14 protein-coding genes are annotated in these 16885 nt (G+C 71.6%); 13 read left to right on the top strand and 1 reads right to left on the bottom strand.

Annotated elements, in window-relative coordinates; all coding sequences use genetic code 11:
* Positions 1-4: 4 nt before the first annotated feature.
* The 12 genes from A4E84_RS07280 (at position 5) to A4E84_RS07225 (ending at position 14946) form a co-directional block, all read left to right on the top strand.
* The gene (locus A4E84_RS07280) at positions 5-1291 is read left to right on the top strand and encodes a dihydroorotase (RefSeq protein ID WP_062925755.1); all 1287 of its coding nucleotides are present in this window, start codon (positions 5-7) and stop codon (positions 1289-1291) included.
* Positions 1288-1857, top strand: coding sequence for a PH-like domain-containing protein (locus A4E84_RS07275; RefSeq protein WP_062925754.1), 570 nt, complete (start codon positions 1288-1290; stop codon positions 1855-1857). Before A4E84_RS07280 ends, A4E84_RS07275 begins: the two co-directional genes overlap by 4 nt.
* Complete coding sequence (gene carA / locus A4E84_RS07270) at positions 1854-2996, top strand: glutamine-hydrolyzing carbamoyl-phosphate synthase small subunit (protein WP_062925753.1); 1143 nt, start codon at positions 1854-1856, stop codon at positions 2994-2996. The genes A4E84_RS07275 and carA overlap by 4 nt, the downstream gene beginning before the upstream one ends.
* Positions 2989-6297, top strand: coding sequence for a carbamoyl-phosphate synthase large subunit (carB, locus tag A4E84_RS07265; protein ID WP_062925752.1), 3309 nt, complete (start codon positions 2989-2991; stop codon positions 6295-6297). Before carA ends, carB begins: the two co-directional genes overlap by 8 nt.
* Positions 6298-6367: 70 nt before the next feature.
* Positions 6368-7474, top strand: a complete 1107-nt coding sequence (locus A4E84_RS07260) for a quinone-dependent dihydroorotate dehydrogenase (RefSeq protein ID WP_062925751.1) — start codon at positions 6368-6370, stop codon at positions 7472-7474.
* Complete coding sequence (gene pyrF / locus A4E84_RS07255; protein WP_062925750.1) at positions 7471-8316, top strand: orotidine-5'-phosphate decarboxylase; 846 nt, start codon at positions 7471-7473, stop codon at positions 8314-8316. Before A4E84_RS07260 ends, pyrF begins: the two co-directional genes overlap by 4 nt.
* 277 nt (positions 8317-8593) lie before the next feature.
* The gene (locus A4E84_RS07250; RefSeq protein ID WP_003977346.1) at positions 8594-8917 is read left to right on the top strand and encodes an integration host factor; all 324 of its coding nucleotides are present in this window, start codon (positions 8594-8596) and stop codon (positions 8915-8917) included.
* A gap of 58 nt (positions 8918-8975) precedes the next feature.
* Complete coding sequence (gene gmk, locus A4E84_RS07245; RefSeq protein ID WP_062925749.1) at positions 8976-9569, top strand: guanylate kinase; 594 nt, start codon at positions 8976-8978, stop codon at positions 9567-9569.
* Between the two features lie 68 nt (positions 9570-9637).
* Positions 9638-9910 carry a DNA-directed RNA polymerase subunit omega gene (gene rpoZ / locus A4E84_RS07240; RefSeq protein WP_003988945.1) on the top strand — a complete coding sequence of 91 codons (273 nt, stop codon included), beginning with the start codon at positions 9638-9640 and terminating at the stop codon, positions 9908-9910.
* Positions 9911-10024: 114 nt separating this feature from the next.
* Positions 10025-11227, top strand: a complete 1203-nt coding sequence (gene coaBC / locus A4E84_RS07235; protein ID WP_062925748.1) for a bifunctional phosphopantothenoylcysteine decarboxylase/phosphopantothenate--cysteine ligase CoaBC — start codon at positions 10025-10027, stop codon at positions 11225-11227.
* Positions 11228-11464: 237 nt separating this feature from the next.
* Positions 11465-12673 (top strand): methionine adenosyltransferase, encoded by a 1209-nt coding sequence (gene metK / locus A4E84_RS07230; protein ID WP_062925747.1) that lies wholly within the window; start codon positions 11465-11467, stop codon positions 12671-12673.
* Between the two features lie 119 nt (positions 12674-12792).
* Positions 12793-14946 (top strand): primosomal protein N', encoded by a 2154-nt coding sequence (locus A4E84_RS07225; RefSeq protein ID WP_062925746.1) that lies wholly within the window; start codon positions 12793-12795, stop codon positions 14944-14946.
* 108 nt (positions 14947-15054) lie between these two features.
* On the opposite strand, the gene A4E84_RS07220 is transcribed toward A4E84_RS07225, so the two are convergent.
* The gene (locus A4E84_RS07220; protein WP_062925745.1) at positions 15055-15606 is read right to left on the bottom strand and encodes a hypothetical protein; all 552 of its coding nucleotides are present in this window, start codon (positions 15604-15606) and stop codon (positions 15055-15057) included.
* A gap of 329 nt (positions 15607-15935) precedes the next feature.
* Here A4E84_RS07220 and fmt point away from each other — a divergent pair, with 329 nt between their 5' ends.
* Positions 15936-16868, top strand: a complete 933-nt coding sequence (gene fmt, locus A4E84_RS07215) for a methionyl-tRNA formyltransferase (RefSeq protein WP_062925744.1) — start codon at positions 15936-15938, stop codon at positions 16866-16868.
* Positions 16869-16885: the final 17 nt, after the last annotated feature.

Below are 16885 nucleotides of genomic sequence, written 5' to 3'. Positions count from 1 at the left end.
ACAGATGAGCAAGATCCTGATCCGTGGTGCGAAGGTGCTCGGCGGCGAGCCGCAGGACGTGCTGATCGACGGCCAGACGATCGCCGAGGTGGGTGTGATCCCGGAGGCCGAGGCTGATCAGGTCGTCGAGGCGGACGGCAAGGTGCTGCTGCCGGGCCTGGTCGACCTGCACACCCATCTGCGCGAGCCCGGCCGCGAGGACTCCGAGACCGTCCTCACCGGCACCCGCGCCGCGGCCTCCGGCGGCTACACCACCGTGTTCGCGATGGCCAACACCTTCCCGGTCGCCGACACCGCCGGTGTCGTCGAACAGGTCTGGCGGCTCGGCAAGGAACACGGCTACTGCGACGTCCAGCCCATCGGCGCCGTGACCGTCGGTCTGGAGGGCAGGAAGCTCGCCGAGCTGGGCGCCATGCACGAGTCGGCCGCGGGCGTCACCGTCTTCTCCGACGACGGCAAGTGCGTCCACGACGCCGTGATCATGCGCCGCGCCCTGGAGTACGTGAAGGCCTTCGGCGGGGTCGTGGCGCAGCACGCGCAGGAGCCGCGGCTGACCGAGGGCGCCGAGATGAACGAGGGCATCGTCTCCGCGGAGCTGGGGCTCGGGGGCTGGCCCGCGGTGGCCGAAGAATCGATCATCGCCCGGGATGTCCTGCTCGCCGACCATGTCGGCTCCCGCGTTCACATCTGCCACCTGTCGACCGCCGGGTCCGTCGAGATCGTCCGCTGGGCCAAGTCCCGCGGCATCGCCGTCACCGCCGAGGTCACCCCGCACCACCTTCTCCTCACGGACGAGCTGGTGCGCACGTACAACCCCGTCTACAAGGTCAACCCGCCGCTGCGCACCGAGCGCGACGTCATGGCCCTGCGCGAGGCGCTCGCCGACGGCACGATCGACATCGTCGCCACCGACCACGCCCCGCACCCGCACGAGGACAAGGACTGCGAGTGGGCCGCGGCCGCCATGGGCATGGTCGGCCTGGAGACCGCGCTGTCGGTGGTGCAGGAGACCATGGTCGACACGGGTCTGCTGGACTGGGCCGGCGTCGCCGACCGGATGTCCGTCAAGCCCGCGCAGATCGGACAGGCCACGGGCCACGGCCGTCCCGTCTCGGCAGGTGAGCCCGCCAACCTCACCCTGGTCGACACGGCATACCGTGGGCTCGTGGAACCCGCGGGCTTCGCCTCGCGCAGCCGCAACACCCCCTACGAGGGCCGCGAGCTGCCGGGCCGTGTGACGCACACGTGGCTGCGGGGCAAGGCCACGCTCGTCGACGGGAAGCTCACGTGACACCTGTACTCCTGCTGGCCGCCGAGAAGGAATCGGCGCAAGTGACCGACTGGGCCGCCCGCATCGGCTGGGTCGTCGGCCTCGCCCTGTTCGTCGCGCTCGTCTACTGGCTGATGCGCGAGGGCTGGAAGTGGCGCGGCACCCTCCAGGGCGACCTGCCCGAGCTGCCCACCACCCCGGACGACCCAGGTCCCGCGAAGCTGAGCCTGAGCGGCCGCTACCACGGCTCCACCACCGCAGGCCAGTGGCTCGACCGCATCGTCGCCCACGGCCTGGGCACCCGCAGCCGCGCCGAGCTCACCCTCACGGACGCCGGCCTCGACGTCGTACGCCCCGGGGCGACCGACTTCTTCGTCCCGGCCGCCCAGCTGCGCGAGGCCCGGCTCGACAAGGGCATCGCCGGCAAGGTGCTCACCGAGGGCGGCCTGCTGGTCGTCACCTGGGCGCACGGCGACCGGCTGATCGACTCCGGCTTCCGCTCCGACCGCGCGGCCGAGCACAACGAGTGGGTCGAAGCCATCAACTCCATGATCGAAACGAACACCAGGGAAGGCGCCGAACGATGACCACCTCCACCAGGGGAGCCGTCAAAACTCCCGCCGTACTCGTCCTGGAGGACGGCCGGATCTTTCGCGGCCGTGCTTACGGGGCCGTGGGGGAGACCTTCGGCGAAGCGGTGTTCTCCACCGGCATGACCGGCTACCAGGAGACCCTGACCGACCCCTCGTACCACCGCCAGGTCGTGGTGATGACCGCGCCGCACGTCGGCAACACCGGTGTGAACGACGAGGACATGGAGTCGAAGAGGATCTGGGTCTCCGGCTACGTCGTGCGCGACCCCGCGCGCGTGCCGTCCAGCTGGCGCTCCCGGCGCACGCTGGACGAGGAGCTGGACGCCCAGGGCGTCGTCGGCATCAGCGGCATCGACACCCGCGCCCTCACCCGCCACCTGCGCGAGCGGGGCGCCATGCGCGTCGGCATCTTCAGCGGCGGCGCCGTCCAGGACGACGCCGCGCTGCTCGCCCGCGTCCAGGAAGCCCCCCAGATGAAGGGCGCGAACCTCTCCGCCGAGGTCGCCACCACCGAGCCCTACGTCGTCCCGGCCATCGGCGAGAAGAAGTTCACCGTCGCCGCCGTCGACCTCGGCATCAAGGGCATGACCCCGCACCGCATGGCCGAGCGCGGCATCGAGGTGCACGTGCTCCCGGCGACCGCCACCGTCGAGGACGTCTACGCGGTGAACCCGGACGGCGTGTTCTTCTCCAACGGCCCGGGCGACCCGGCCACCGCCGACCACCCCGTCTCCGTGATGCAGGGCGTCCTGGAGCGCGGCACCCCGCTCTTCGGCATCTGCTTCGGCAACCAGATCCTCGGCCGCGCCCTCGGCTTCGGCACCTTCAAGCTGAAGTACGGCCACCGCGGCATCAACCAGCCGGTGCAGGACCGCACGACCGGCAAGGTCGAGGTCACCGCGCACAACCACGGCTTCGCCGTCGACGCCCCGCTCGACCAGGTCTCCGAGACCCCGTTCGGCCGCGCCGAGGTGTCCCACGTCTGCCTGAACGACAACGTGGTGGAGGGGCTCCAGCTCCTCGACCGCCCCGCATTCAGCGTCCAGTACCACCCCGAAGCGGCAGCCGGCCCGCACGACGCCGCCTACCTGTTCGACCGCTTCGTGAAGCTCATGGAGGGCCAGCGTGCCTAAGCGCACCGATATCCAGTCCGTCCTGGTCATCGGCTCCGGCCCGATCGTCATCGGCCAGGCCGCCGAGTTCGACTACTCCGGCACCCAGGCGTGCCGGGTCCTGAAGGCCGAGGGCCTCAGGGTCGTCCTGGTGAACTCCAACCCGGCGACGATCATGACCGACCCGGAGATCGCCGACGCCACCTACGTCGAGCCGATCACCCCCGAGTTCGTCGAGAAGATCATCGCCAAGGAGCGCCCCGACGCGCTGCTGCCCACCCTGGGCGGCCAGACGGCCCTCAACACCGCCATCTCCCTGCACGAGGCCGGCACCCTCGACAAGTACGGCGTCGAGCTGATCGGCGCCAACGTCGAGGCCATCAACAAGGGCGAGGACCGCGACCTCTTCAAGGAGGTCGTCGAGGCCGTACGCCAGAAGATCGGCCACGGCGAGTCCGCCCGCTCGGTGATCTGCCACTCCATGGACGACGTCCTCGCCGGCGTCGACACGCTCGGCGGCTACCCGGTCGTCGTCCGCCCCTCCTTCACCATGGGCGGCGCCGGCTCCGGCTTCGCGCACGACGAGGAGGAGCTGCGCCGCATCGCCGGCCAGGGCCTCACGCTCTCCCCGACCACCGAGGTGCTCCTGGAGGAGTCCATCCTCGGCTGGAAGGAGTACGAGCTGGAGCTGATGCGCGACAAGCACGACAACGTCGTGGTCGTCTGCTCCATCGAGAACTTCGACCCCATGGGCGTGCACACCGGCGACTCGATCACGGTCGCGCCCGCGATGACGCTCACCGACCGCGAGTACCAGACCCTGCGCGACATCGGCATCGCCGTGATCCGCGAGGTCGGCGTCGACACCGGCGGCTGCAACATCCAGTTCGCGGTGAACCCCGAGGACGGCCGCGTCATCGTCATCGAGATGAACCCGCGCGTGTCCCGCTCCTCGGCGCTCGCTTCCAAGGCGACCGGCTTCCCGATCGCCAAGATCGCCGCCAAGCTCGCCGTCGGCTACACGCTGGACGAGATCCCGAACGACATCACCCAGGAGACCCCGGCCTCCTTCGAGCCCACGCTCGACTACGTGGTCGTGAAGGCCCCGCGTTTCGCTTTCGAGAAGTTCCCGAGCGCCGACGCCACCCTCACCACCACCATGAAGTCCGTCGGCGAGGCCATGGCCATCGGCCGCAACTTCACCGAGGCCTTCCAGAAGGCGCTGCGCTCGCTGGAGAAGAAGGGCAGCCAGTTCACCTTCGTCGGCGAGCCCGGCGACAAGTCCCAGCTCCTGGAGCAGGCGGTCCGGCCGACCGACGGCCGGATCAACACCGTCATGCAGGCCATCCGCGCCGGCGCCACGCCCGAGGAGATCTTCGAGTACACGAAGATCGACCCCTGGTTCGTCGACCAGCTCTTCCTGATCAAGGAGATCGCGGACGAGCTGGCCGAGGCGCCCGAGCTGACCACCGACCTGCTCGCGGAGGCCAAGCGGCACGGCTTCTCCGACCAGCAGATCGGTGAGATCCGCGGCCTGCGCGAGGACGTCGTCCGCGAGGTCCGGCACGCGCTGGGCATCCGCCCGGTCTACAAGACGGTCGACACCTGCGCCGCCGAGTTCGCCGCGAAGACGCCGTACTTCTACTCGTCCTACGACGAGGAGACCGAGGTCGCCTCCCGCGAGAAGCCGGCCGTCATCATCCTGGGCTCCGGCCCGAACCGCATCGGCCAGGGCATCGAGTTCGACTACTCCTGCGTCCACGCCTCCTTCGCGCTGAGCGACGCGGGCTACGAGACCGTGATGGTCAACTGCAACCCGGAGACCGTCTCCACGGACTACGACACCTCCGACCGCCTGTACTTCGAGCCGCTGACGCTGGAAGACGTGCTGGAGATCGTGCACGCCGAGCAGCAGGCCGGACCGGTCGCGGGCGTCGTCGTCCAGCTCGGCGGCCAGACCCCGCTGGGCCTGTCGCAGGCGCTCAAGGACAACGGCGTGCCGATCGTCGGCACCTCCCCGGAGGCCATCCACGCCGCCGAGGACCGGGGCGCCTTCGGCCGGGTCCTCAAGGAGGCCGGCCTCCCGGCCCCCAAGCACGGCACCGCCACCACCTTCGCCGAGGCCAAGGCCATCGCCGACGAGATCGGCTACCCGGTCCTGGTGCGTCCCTCGTACGTCCTGGGCGGGCGCGGCATGGAGATCGTCTACGACGAGACCCGGCTGGAGTCCTACATCGCCGAGTCGACCGAGATCAGCCCCTCGCGGCCGGTCCTGGTCGACCGGTTCCTCGACGACGCGATCGAGATCGACGTCGACGCCCTCTACGACGGCGAGGAGCTCTACCTCGGCGGTGTCATGGAGCACATCGAGGAGGCCGGCATCCACTCCGGCGACTCGGCGTGCGCCCTGCCCCCGATCACGCTCGGCGGCTTCGACATCAAGCGCCTGCGCGCCTCCACGGAGGGCATCGCCAAGGGCGTCGGGGTCCGTGGCCTGATCAACATCCAGTTCGCACTCGCGGGCGACATCCTCTACGTCCTGGAGGCCAACCCGCGCGCCTCCCGGACCGTCCCCTTCACCTCGAAGGCGACGGCGGTGCCGCTGGCCAAGGCCGCCGCCCGGATCTCCCTGGGCGCCACGATCGCCGAGCTGCGCGCCGAGGGCCTGCTCCCGGCCACCGGCGACGGCGGCGAGCTGCCGTTCGACGCGCCGATCTCCGTCAAGGAGGCCGTCATGCCGTGGTCGCGCTTCCGCGACATCCACGGCCGCGGCGTCGACACGGTCCTCGGCCCGGAGATGCGCTCCACCGGCGAGGTCATGGGCATCGACTCCGTCTTCGGCACGGCGTACGCCAAGTCGCAGGCGGGCGCCTACGGCCCGCTGCCCACCAAGGGCCGCGCGTTCATCTCGGTCGCCAACCGCGACAAGCGCTCGATGATCTTCCCGGCCCGCGAGCTGGTCGCGCACGGCTTCGAACTGCTCGCCACCTCCGGCACCGCCGAGGTCCTCAAGCGCAACGGCATCAACGCCACCATCGTGCGCAAGCAGTCCGAGGGCACCGGCCCGAACGGCGAGAAGACCATCGTCCAGCTCATCCACGACGGCGAGGTCGACCTCATCGTCAACACCCCGTACGGCACGGGGGGCCGTCTGGACGGCTACGACATCCGTACGGCGGCCGTGGCACGCTCCGTGCCCTGCCTGACGACGGTCCAGGCGCTCGCGGCGGCGGTCCAGGGCATCGACGCCCTCAACCGCGGCGACGTGAGCGTCCGGTCGCTCCAGGAACACGCGGAACACCTGACCGCGGCCCGCGACTAGCAGCCCCGAGGGGGACACCGGAAACGGTGTCCCCCTCTTCGTGAGGACGCCATGTCTTCGTGAGGACACCATGTACAAGATCTTCTTCCGTCTCGTCTTCAAACGGCTGGACCCGGAGCAGGCCCACCACCTTGCCTTCCGCTGGATCCGCCTGGCCGCCCGCGTGCCCGTGCTGCGCACCTTCCTCGCGGCCGCCCTCGCGCCCCGGTACAAGGAGCTGCGCACCGAGGCCCTGGGCCTGCGCATGCACGGCCCCTTCGGGCTCGCCGCGGGCTTCGACAAGAACGCCGTCGGCATCGACGGCATGGCCATGCTCGGCTTCGACCACGTCGAGATCGGCACGGTGACCGGCGAACCGCAGCCCGGCAATCCCAAGCAGCGGCTGTTCCGCCTGGTCAAGGACCGCGCGCTGATCAACCGCATGGGCTTCAACAACGACGGCTCGCTCCGCGTCGCCGCCCGCCTCGCCTCCCGTACGCCCGTCTTCAAGCCGGTCGTCGGCGTCAACATCGGCAAGACCAAGGTCGTCCCCGAGGAGGAGGCCGTCGCGGACTACGTGAAGTCCGCCGAGCGGCTCGCGCCGTACGCCGACTACCTGGTCGTGAACGTCTCCTCGCCGAACACGCCGGGGCTGCGCAACCTCCAGGCCACCGAGGCCCTGCGCCCCCTGCTGAGCGCCGTCCGCGAGGCCGCCGACCGCACGGCGTCCGCCCGCCGCCTCCCGCTCCTCGTCAAGATCGCGCCGGACCTCGCCGACGAGGACGTCGACGCCGTCGCCGACCTCGCCGTGGAACTCGGCCTGGACGGCATCATCGCCACCAACACCACCATCGCGCGCGAGGGCCTCGGCCTGAAGTCCGACCCCTCCCTGGTCAAGGAGACCGGCGGCCTGTCGGGAGCACCCCTGAAGGACCGCTCCCTGGAGGTCCTGCGGCGCCTCTACGCGCGCGTGGGCGACCGGATCACCCTGGTGGGCGTCGGCGGCATCGAGAACGCCGAGGACGCCTGGCAGCGCATCCTGGCCGGCGCCACGCTGGTCCAGGGCTACAGCGCCTTCATCTACGAGGGGCCCCTCTGGGGCCGCGCGATTCACAAGGGGCTCGCCGCTCGCCTGGCCACGAGCCCGTACGCCACGCTCGCCGACGCGGTGGGCGCCGACGTGAGGAAGACGGCATGAGTGGTCTCGAACCCTTCGGCGCGCGCCTGCGCCGGGCCATGGACGAGCGCGGCCCGCTGTGCGTCGGCATCGACCCGCACGCCTCCCTGCTCGCCGAGTGGGGCCTGAACGACGACGTGGCGGGCCTGGAGCGGTTCAGCCGCACGGTCGTCGAGGCGGTGGCCGACCGGGTCGCCGTGCTCAAGCCGCAGAGCGCGTTCTTCGAGCGCTTCGGTTCGCGCGGTGTCGCCGTCCTGGAGAAGTCGGTCGCCGAGGCCCGGGCGGCGGGCGCGCTGGTCGTGATGGACGCCAAGCGCGGCGACATCGGCTCGACCATGGCCGCCTACGCCGAGTCCTTCCTGCACAAGGACGCGCCGCTGTTCTCCGACGCCCTGACGGTCTCGCCGTACCTCGGCTACGGATCGCTCAGCCCGGCCGTGGCACTGGCCCGGGAGAACGGCGCGGGACTCTTCGTGCTGGCCCTGACGTCCAACCCGGAGGGCGGCGAGGTCCAGCACGCCGTGCGCTCCGACGGCCGGAACGTCGGAGCGACGATGCTCGCGCACCTGGCCGCCGAGAACACGGGGGAGGAGCCCCTGGGGTCGTTCGGCGCGGTCGTCGGCGCCACCCTCGGTGATCTGTCGACGTACGATCTGGACATCAACGGCCCGCTCCTGGCACCCGGCATCGGCGCCCAGGGCGCCACGCCGGCCGATCTTCCCGGGGTCTTCGGCGCCGCGGTGCGCAACGTCGTGCCGAACGTCAGCCGGGGAGTGCTGCGCCACGGTCCCGACGCGGTCGCTCTGCGTGACGCCACGGAGCGCTTCGCGGCGGAGATCCGGCGCGCCGTGACGCCTTCGTGAGGCGGTCCAGACCTTACCGCGAGACCTCCGATGAGTGGTCAGGGGCCCCCTTGAGTCTGAATACATCCTCAAATCCGGGGCAGTATGTCCTAAATGTCCGTTCAGATGAAGGCTGACCAGGACTTTTCCGCTGTTCTCGCTGACTCTGGCGGACTTGCCCGCTAGTCTCCGACGAGAGAACGGGCAAGCGTGTGTTGCTCGTGGCTCCCCAGGTGTGGGGCGACTAGGTTCCTCACCGGTCCGTATCCGACAGTTCGACATCCGAGGTGACGTAGGCGTGGCTCTTCCGCCCCTTACCCCTGAACAGCGCGCAGCCGCGCTCGAAAAGGCCGCCGCGGCTCGCCGGGAGCGGGCCGAGGTCAAGAATCGACTCAAGCACTCCGGCGCCTCCCTTCACGAGGTCATCAAGCAGGGCCAGGAGAACGACGTCATCGGCAAGATGAAGGTCTCCGCCCTCCTCGAGTCGCTGCCCGGCGTGGGCAAGGTCCGCGCGAAGCAGATCATGGAGCGACTCGGCATCTCCGAGAGCCGCCGCGTGCGGGGTCTCGGTTCCAACCAGATCGCCTCCCTGGAGCGCGAGTTCGGCAGCACCGGCTCCTGAACCGGGCGCTCCGGGGAAGCGAGTCCCGGGCACTCCGCGATTGCTGGATAATCGCTGCATGGCTGCAACACCCCGGGGGACGTCCCCCGTACCCCCGGACGTACGTCCGCGGCTGACCGTGCTCTCCGGCCCCTCTGGGGTCGGCAAGAGCACGGTCGTCGCTCATATGCGCAAGGAACACCCCGAGGTCTGGCTCTCGGTGTCGGCGACGACCCGCAAGCCGCGCCCCGGCGAGCAGCACGGAGTCCACTACTTCTTCGTCTCCGACGAAGAGATGGACAAGCTGATCGCCAACGGGGAGCTGCTGGAGTGGGCCGAGTTCGCCGGCAACCGCTACGGCACGCCGCGTGCGGCCGTGCAGGAGCGCCTGGAGAACGGCGAGCCCGTCCTCCTGGAGATCGACCTGCAGGGCGCCCGCCTGGTCCGCGAGTCGATGCCCGAGGCCCAGCTGGTGTTCCTGGCCCCTCCCTCCTGGGAGGAGCTCGTGCGCCGACTCACCGGGCGGGGCACCGAACCGCCCGAGGTGATCGAGCGCCGGCTCGAAGCGGCGAAGACCGAACTCGCGGCCGAGCCGGAGTTCGACACCACCCTGGTCAACACCTCCGTCGAGGACGTAGCACGCGAGCTGCTAGCCTTGGTGGACGTCGTGTGACCATCGCTGATCGTTCCGGTCGGCCGATCACCCCGACAGATTCTTTCCCATCCATCGGAAGGTAGAGCGTGTCCTCTTCCATCTCCGCGCCCGAGGGCATCATCAACCCGCCGATCGACGAGCTCCTCGAGGCCACCGACTCGAAGTACAGCCTCGTGATCTACGCGGCCAAGCGTGCCCGCCAGATCAACGCGTACTACTCGCAGCTCGGCGAGGGTCTCCTCGAGTACGTCGGTCCCCTCGTCGACACCCACGTCCACGAGAAGCCGCTCTCGATCGCCCTCCGCGAGATCAACGCGGGGCTCCTGACGTCCGAGGCCGTCGAGGGCCCGGCGCAGTAAGTAGGATTTACAGCTTTGCGCTGACTTATCCACAGGCCCGGCAGGCCGACTGCCGGGCCTGTGGTGTGTCATGGAGTCGTACGGTGTGCCGGTTGCCGAGGTGCGGGGAGAGACGTGGACAAGCCGAAGGTCGTTCTGGGGGTCAGCGGGGGCATCGCCGCGTACAAGGCCTGTGAGCTGCTGCGGCGGCTGACGGAGTCGGGTCACGAGGTGCGGGTGGTGCCCACGGCCTCCGCGCTGCACTTCGTCGGCGCCGCCACCTGGTCCGCGCTCTCCGGCAACCCCGTCTCCACCGAGGTCTGGGACGACGTGCACGAGGTCCCGCACGTCCGCATCGGGCAGCACGCCGACCTGGTCGTCGTCGCCCCCGCCACCGCCGACACGCTGGCCAAGGCGGCCCACGGCCTCGCCGACGACCTCCTCACCAACACCCTGCTCACCGCCCGTTGCCCGGTCGTCTTCGCCCCCGCCATGCACACGGAGATGTGGGAGCACCCGGCCACCCAGGAGAACGTGGCGACGCTGCGCCGCCGCGGCGCCCTCGTCATCGAGCCGGCCGTCGGCCGCCTCACCGGCGTCGACACCGGCAAGGGCCGGCTGCCCGACCCGGGCGAGATCTTCGAGGTCTGCCGCCGCGTCCTGGCCCGGGGCGTCACCGAGCCCGACCTCGCGGGCCGGCACGTCCTCGTCAGCGCCGGCGGCACCCGCGAGCCCCTGGACCCCGTCCGCTTCCTCGGCAACCGTTCCTCCGGCAAGCAGGGCTACGCCCTCGCCCGCACCGCCGCCGCCCGAGGCGCCCGTGTCACGCTGATCGCGGCCAACAGCACCCTGCCGGCCCCGGCGGGCGTCGACGTCGTGCCGGTCGGCACCGCCGTGGAGCTGCGCGAGGCGGTACTGCGGGCCGCCCCGGAGGCCGACGCCGTGGTGATGGCGGCCGCGGTGGCGGACTTCCGCCCGGCGGCGTACGCGGCAGGGAAGATCAAGAAGAAGGACGGCCAGGAGCCGGAGCCGGTCACCCTGGTGCGGAATCCGGACATTCTCGCGGAGATCTCGGCCGACCGGGCCCGCCCCGGACAGGTGATCGTCGGCTTCGCCGCGGAGACGGACGACGTCCTGGCCAACGGCCGCGCCAAGCTCAAGCGCAAGGGCTGCGATCTCCTGGTCGTGAACGAGGTGGGGGAGCTGAAGACCTTCGGTTCCGAGGAGAACGAGGCGGTCGTGCTGGGCGCCGACGGCAGCGAGACCGCCGTGGCGCACGGGCCCAAGGAAGCCCTGGCCGAAACCGTGTGGGATCTGGTGGCCGAGCGCCTGAGCTGATGGCCCCGGCGCCGCGTACCCCCGCGAAAGCGGGCGGATCGGGGCGTGGCGCCTCTGGCCAACGTCGCTCGGCATTGGGCAGAATGCCCGTGCCGCAGGTCACAGCACTCCCGAGTGGCGAGACGGGGGGACCGTGGCTGAAGCGTGACCCGTAAACTGTTCCACGGACGGCGCCGGGTGCAGCCCCCGCCGTCCGCCAATGATCAGCCAGCAGCCGCTGCAACCTCAGGGAGCGTTGTGTCCCGTCGTCTGTTCACCTCGGAGTCTGTCACCGAGGGTCACCCCGACAAGATCGCTGACCAGATCAGCGACACCATTCTCGACGCGCTTCTGCGCGAGGACCCCTCATCCCGGGTCGCCGTCGAGACCCTGATCACGACCGGCCTGGTGCACGTGGCCGGCGAGGTCACGACCAAGACGTACGCGGACATCGCGACGCTGGTCCGGAACAAGATCCTCGAAATCGGCTACGACTCCTCCAAGAAGGGCTTCGACGGCGCCTCCTGCGGCGTGTCGGTGTCGATCGGCGCGCAGTCCCCGGACATCGCCCAGGGCGTGGACACGGCGTACGAGAACCGTGTCGAGGGTGACGACGACGAGCTCGACAAGCAGGGCGCGGGCGACCAGGGCCTGATGTTCGGCTACGCGACGGACGAGACGCCGACGCTGATGCCGCTGCCGATCTTCCTGGCGCACCGCCTGTCGAAGCGTCTGTCCGACGTGCGCAAGAACGGCACGATCCCCTACCTGCGCCCGGACGGCAAGACGCAGGTCACCATCGAGTACGACGGTGACAAGGCGGTCCGCCTGGACACCGTGGTGGTCTCCTCGCAGCACGCCTCCGACATCGACCTGGACTCGCTCCTGGCTCCGGACATCAAGGAGTTCGTCGTCGAGCCGGAGCTCAAGGCGCTGCTGGACGAGGGCATCAAGCTCGACACGGAGAACTACCGTCTCCTGGTCAACCCGACCGGCCGTTTCGAGATCGGCGGCCCGATGGGTGACGCCGGCCTGACCGGCCGCAAGATCATCATCGACACCTACGGCGGCATGGCCCGTCACGGCGGTGGCGCGTTCTCCGGCAAGGACCCGTCCAAGGTCGACCGTTCCGCGGCGTACGCGATGCGCTGGGTCGCGAAGAACGTCGTGGCCGCGGGCCTCGCCACCCGCTGCGAGGTCCAGGTCGCGTACGCGATCGGCAAGGCCGAGCCGGTCGGCCTGTTCGTCGAGACCTTCGGCACCGCCAAGATCGACACGGAGAAGATCGAGAAGGCGATCGACGAGGTCTTCGACCTCCGTCCGGCCGCCATCATCCGCGACCTCGACCTGCTCCGCCCGATCTACTCCCAGACCGCGGCGTACGGCCACTTCGGCCGCGAGCTGCCCGACTTCACCTGGGAGCGGACGGACCGCGTGGACGCGCTGCGCAAGGCCGCGGGGCTGTAGGTCCCGCCCTCCAGGGCATGGCGTGAGGCCCGGCTCCCCTCGGGGAGCCGGGCCTTGCCATGTCCCCGGGGCCTCCCGTGAGGCGCCGGTTGTCAGTGGCGTTTGGTAAGAATGCAAGCGTGAGCAGCGAGAACGAACAGGCGGGCGGCGGGGCCGAGGGTGCGCCGCCCGAGCAGCTCGCGCTCATCCGGGACAGTGTGCGCAAGGCCAAGAAGCCCCGGGCCAAACCGCGGACCTGGCGGGGCGCCGCGCTCGCCAGGGAGCTCCCCGTCGCACGCGTCCTCGTCGACAAGGGCGTCCTGCATCTCGACCGGTACTTCGACTACGCCGTGCCCGAGGAGCTGGACGCGGAAGCCCGGCCGGGCGTGCGGGTGAGGGTGCGGTTCGGGGCCGGGCGGCATCGTGTGCGGGACGGGCGGCGCGAGGGCGGCGGGCTGATCGACGGGTTCCTCGTCGAGCGGCTGGCCGAGTCCGACTATTCGGGGCCGCTGGCAGCCCTCGCCCAGGTCGTGTCGCCCGAGCAGGTGCTCAGCGAGGAGCTGCTGGGGCTGGCCCGGGCGGTCGCCGACCGGTACGCGGGCAGTCTCGCCGACGTCCTGCAGCTCGCCGTGCCACCGCGCAACGCCCGAGCCGAGCAGCGGCCCTCACCCGAGCCGCTGCCACCGCCCCCTCCACCCGAGGCGGCATCCTGGCAGCGCTACGAGCGGGGAGCGGCCTTCCTGGGGGCGCTGGCCTCCGGCGGAGCGCCCCGGGCCGTGTGGAACGCGCTGCCCGGGCCGCAGTGGAGCGACGAGCTGGCCCGGGCCGTCGCCGCGACGCTGGCCTCCGGGCGCGGGGCGCTCACCGTCCTGCCCGACGGACGCGCGGTCGCGCGGGTCGACGCCGCCCTGACCTCCCTGCTGGGGCAGGGGCGGCACGCGGTGCTCACCGCCGACGCCGGCCCCGAGAAGCGGTACGCGCAGTGGCTCGCGGTGCGGCGCGGTTCCGTGCGGGCCGTGATCGGGACCCGGGCCGCCATGTTCGCGCCGGTCCAGGACCTCGGCCTGGTCGCCCTCTGGGACGACGGCGACGACAGCCACAGCGAGCAGCATGCCCCGCAGCCCCACGCCCGCGAGGTGCTTCTGCTGCGGGCCGCACAGGACAAGTGCGGTTTCCTGCTGGGGAGCTGGGGCTGCACGGTGGAGGCCGCGCAGCTCGTCGAGAGCGGCTGGGCGCGGCCGCTCGTCGCCTCCCGGGATCAGGTCCGGGCCGCCGCTCCGCTCGTACGGACCGTCGGGGACGGCGATCTCGCCCGCGACGAGGCCGCCCGGGCCGCCCGGCTGCCGACCCTCGCCTGGCAGGCCGTCAGGGAGGGCCTGCGGCACGGCCCGGTGCTGGTGCAGGTGCCCCGCCGGGGGTACGTGCCGCGCATGGCGTGTGCCAACTGCCGGGCGCCCGCGCGGTGCCGGCACTGCTCAGGGCCGCTGGAGGCGCCGGACGGCGGTGCGCTGAACTGCGGGTGGTGCGGACGCGAGGAGAGCGCCTGGCACTGCCCGGACTGCGGCTCCTTCCGCCTGCGCGCCTCGGTCGTCGGGGCGCGGCGCACCGCCGAGGACCTCGGCCGGGCGTTCCCCGCCGTACCGGTACGCACCTCGGGGCGGGAGCATGTGCTCGACACGGTGCCGGGGGCGCCCGCGCTGGTCGTCAGCACGCCGGGGGCCGAGCCCGTCGCCGAGGGCGGGTACGCGGCGGCGCTGCTGCTGGACGGCTGGGCGATGCTCGGGCGGCCCGATCTGCGGGCCGGGGAGGACGCGTTGCGGCGGTGGATCGCGGCCGCGTCCCTCGTCCGGCCGCAGCCGGACGGCGGCAGGGTGGTGGTCGTGGCCGAACCGACGCTGCGGCCCGTGCAGGCGCTCGTCCGGTGGGATCCCGTCGGTCACGCGGTGCGGGAGCTCGCCGAGCGGGCGGAGCTGGGATTTCCGCCGGTGTCGCGGATGGCGGCCGTGTCGGGGCCACCGGAGGCGGTGGCCGACTTCCTCCGCACGGCCGAACTGCCGCCCGAGGCCGAGGTGCTGGGGCCGGTGCCGCTGCCCGTCCCCGCCCCCGGGCGACCGCGGCGGGCGGGGGCGCCGCCGCCCGGGGAGCAGTGGGAGCGGGCGTTGCTGCGGGTGCCGCCGGGGAGGGGCGCCGCGCTGGCCACCGCGCTCAAGAACGCGCAGGCCGCGCGGATGGCCCGGGGGAGCGGGAGCGGGGCCGGCGTGTGGGTGCGGGTCGATCCGGCCGACATCGGGTGAAGCGTGGCCTGTGATGGCGAGAGCCCGCTGGGGTCGGGGGTCGGGGTCGTCGACCGGAGACGCGACTGCCCTCCCGGGGCATTCCGGGAGGGCAGGGCAGAGGGGGCGTCAGCCGTTGCGCGGGCCGGGGAAAGCCGTGGGCCTCGCCTCGTCACGGAGAGCGGGGCTGCCGGCTGTCGGCTGCGTGGGCATGGAGCGGGCCGCGGGGACCGTCGGGACCGTGGGCAGGCCGGTGGTCACATTGACCGCGCGGCCGGCCGCCGGGGTCGGCTCCGGCGTGCGCTCCGGCTCGGGCGTGACCGCCGGGGCCGTGGCACGGCGGGAGCCGTAACGACGGTGGACCGCCTGCTTGGTGACCCCGAGTGCGGAACCCACCGCGTCCCACGAGAAGCCGAGCGAGCGGTCGAAGTCCACGGCCGCGGTGACCAGCGTCTCGACACTGTCCCGCAGCTCCTGGGCGAGACGTACCGTCGGGGCGGGGGCGCGTCCGTAGACGACGAAGCCCGTGGATGGGCCGGAGCGGCGCGGGCGGTAGACGTTACCCAACTGGGCGGTGAGTGTGCGCAGTGCGTCCACCTGCCGGCGGACCCGCTCGATGTCCCGCACCAGCAAGTGCAGGCTGGCCCGAGCCTGGGCGTCGTGGGTTGCGTGGTCGGCCATGAACAAGCCTCTCGAACCGGCGATGAGATGAAAGGAATGGGCCGCGATGGCGGCCCGGTGTGGTCAACTCTGTCTTGACCAACGCGGATTCGCTCCGCGGGTCACGGTGTGGGGGCGCGGGGGCATATGCGTGCGCCTGTTTGCGCGGGGTGTGCGCCTCGGCCTTCGGCCTCAGGTGTCGTCTCCCAGCCGCGCACCGGCCGTGACCGTCCCCCCAGAGGCCCCGGCTCTCCTGTGGGAGCAGGGCGCCGTCGGCGGCGTTCCGTTTCCGGCTCATAGACTTGGGCGTTAACCGCATCGACCCCCGCCCGAGAGGCCCCTACCACCCCATGAAGCTCGTCTTCGCCGGTACACCCGAGGTCGCCGTTCCCGCCCTGGACGCTCTGCTCGCCTCCGGACGGCACGAGGTGGCCGCCGTCGTCACGCGGCCCGACGCGCCGGCCGGGCGCGGGCGCAGGCTCGTCGCGTCGCCCGTCGCCGAGCGGGCGGAGGAGGCCGGGATCGAGGTGCTGAAGCCCGCGAAGCCGAAGGACCCCGAGTTCCTGGAGCGGCTGCGGGAGATCGGACCGGACTGCTGCCCCGTCGTCGCCTACGGAGCGCTGCTGCCCCGGGTCGCGCTGGACATCCCCGCGCACGGCTGGGTCAATCTGCACTTCTCCCTGCTCCCGGCCTGGCGCGGTGCCGCCCCCGTGCAGCACGCCATCATGGCCGGTGACGAGATCACCGGGGCGTCGACGTTCCTGATCGAGGAGGGGCTCGACTCCGGGCCGGTGTACGGCACGGTGACCGAGGAGATCCGGGCCACCGACACCAGCGGGGACCTGCTGACACGGCTGGCGTTCGCCGGTGCCGGGCTGCTCGCGGCGACCATGGACGGCATCGAGGACGGCACGCTGAAGGCCGTACCGCAGCCGGCCGACGGGATCAGCCTCGCCCCGAAGGTCAACGTCGAGGACGCGCACCTCGACTGGAACGCACCCGCCCTGCGCGTCGACCGGATGGTGCGGGGCTGCACCCCGGCCCCCGGCGCCTGGACGACCTTCCGCGGTGAGCGGCTCAAGCTCATCCAGGCCGCCCCCGCGCCCGACCGGACGGACCTCGCCCCGGGGCAGATCACCGCCGGGAAGAACAACGTGTACGTCGGCACCGGCTCGTACGGCGTCGAGCTGCTGTGGGTGCAGGCCCAGGGCAAGAAGCCGATGCGGGCGGCGGACTGGGCCCGAGGGGTGCGCATCGGCGAGGGCGAGCGGCTCGGGGACTGAAGCCGGAAGCGGTCCGG

Source organism: Streptomyces qaidamensis, from assembly GCF_001611795.1.
GTDB classification, from domain to species: domain Bacteria; phylum Actinomycetota; class Actinomycetes; order Streptomycetales; family Streptomycetaceae; genus Streptomyces; species Streptomyces qaidamensis.
The sequence above is the reverse complement of the archived record's forward strand: the minus strand, read 5'-3'. Positions and strand labels throughout refer to the sequence as shown.

Bases quoted from the DNA above. Each gene is read 5' to 3' on its own strand.
- A4E84_RS07280 (WP_062925755.1), top strand. From the start codon at position 5: ATGAGCAAGATCCTGATCCGTGGTGCGAAGGTGCTCGGCGGCGAGCCG.
- carA (WP_062925753.1), top strand. From the start codon at position 1,854: ATGACCACCTCCACCAGGGGAGCCGTCAAAACTCCCGCCGTACTCGTC.
- A4E84_RS07260 (WP_062925751.1), top strand. From the start codon at position 6,368: ATGTACAAGATCTTCTTCCGTCTCGTCTTCAAACGGCTGGACCCGGAG.
- pyrF (WP_062925750.1), top strand. From the start codon at position 7,471: ATGAGTGGTCTCGAACCCTTCGGCGCGCGCCTGCGCCGGGCCATGGAC.
- gmk (WP_062925749.1), top strand. From the start codon at position 8,976: ATGGCTGCAACACCCCGGGGGACGTCCCCCGTACCCCCGGACGTACGT.
- A4E84_RS07220 (WP_062925745.1), bottom strand. From the start codon at position 15,606: ATGGCCGACCACGCAACCCACGACGCCCAGGCTCGGGCCAGCCTGCAC.
- fmt (WP_062925744.1), top strand. From the start codon at position 15,936: ATGAAGCTCGTCTTCGCCGGTACACCCGAGGTCGCCGTTCCCGCCCTG.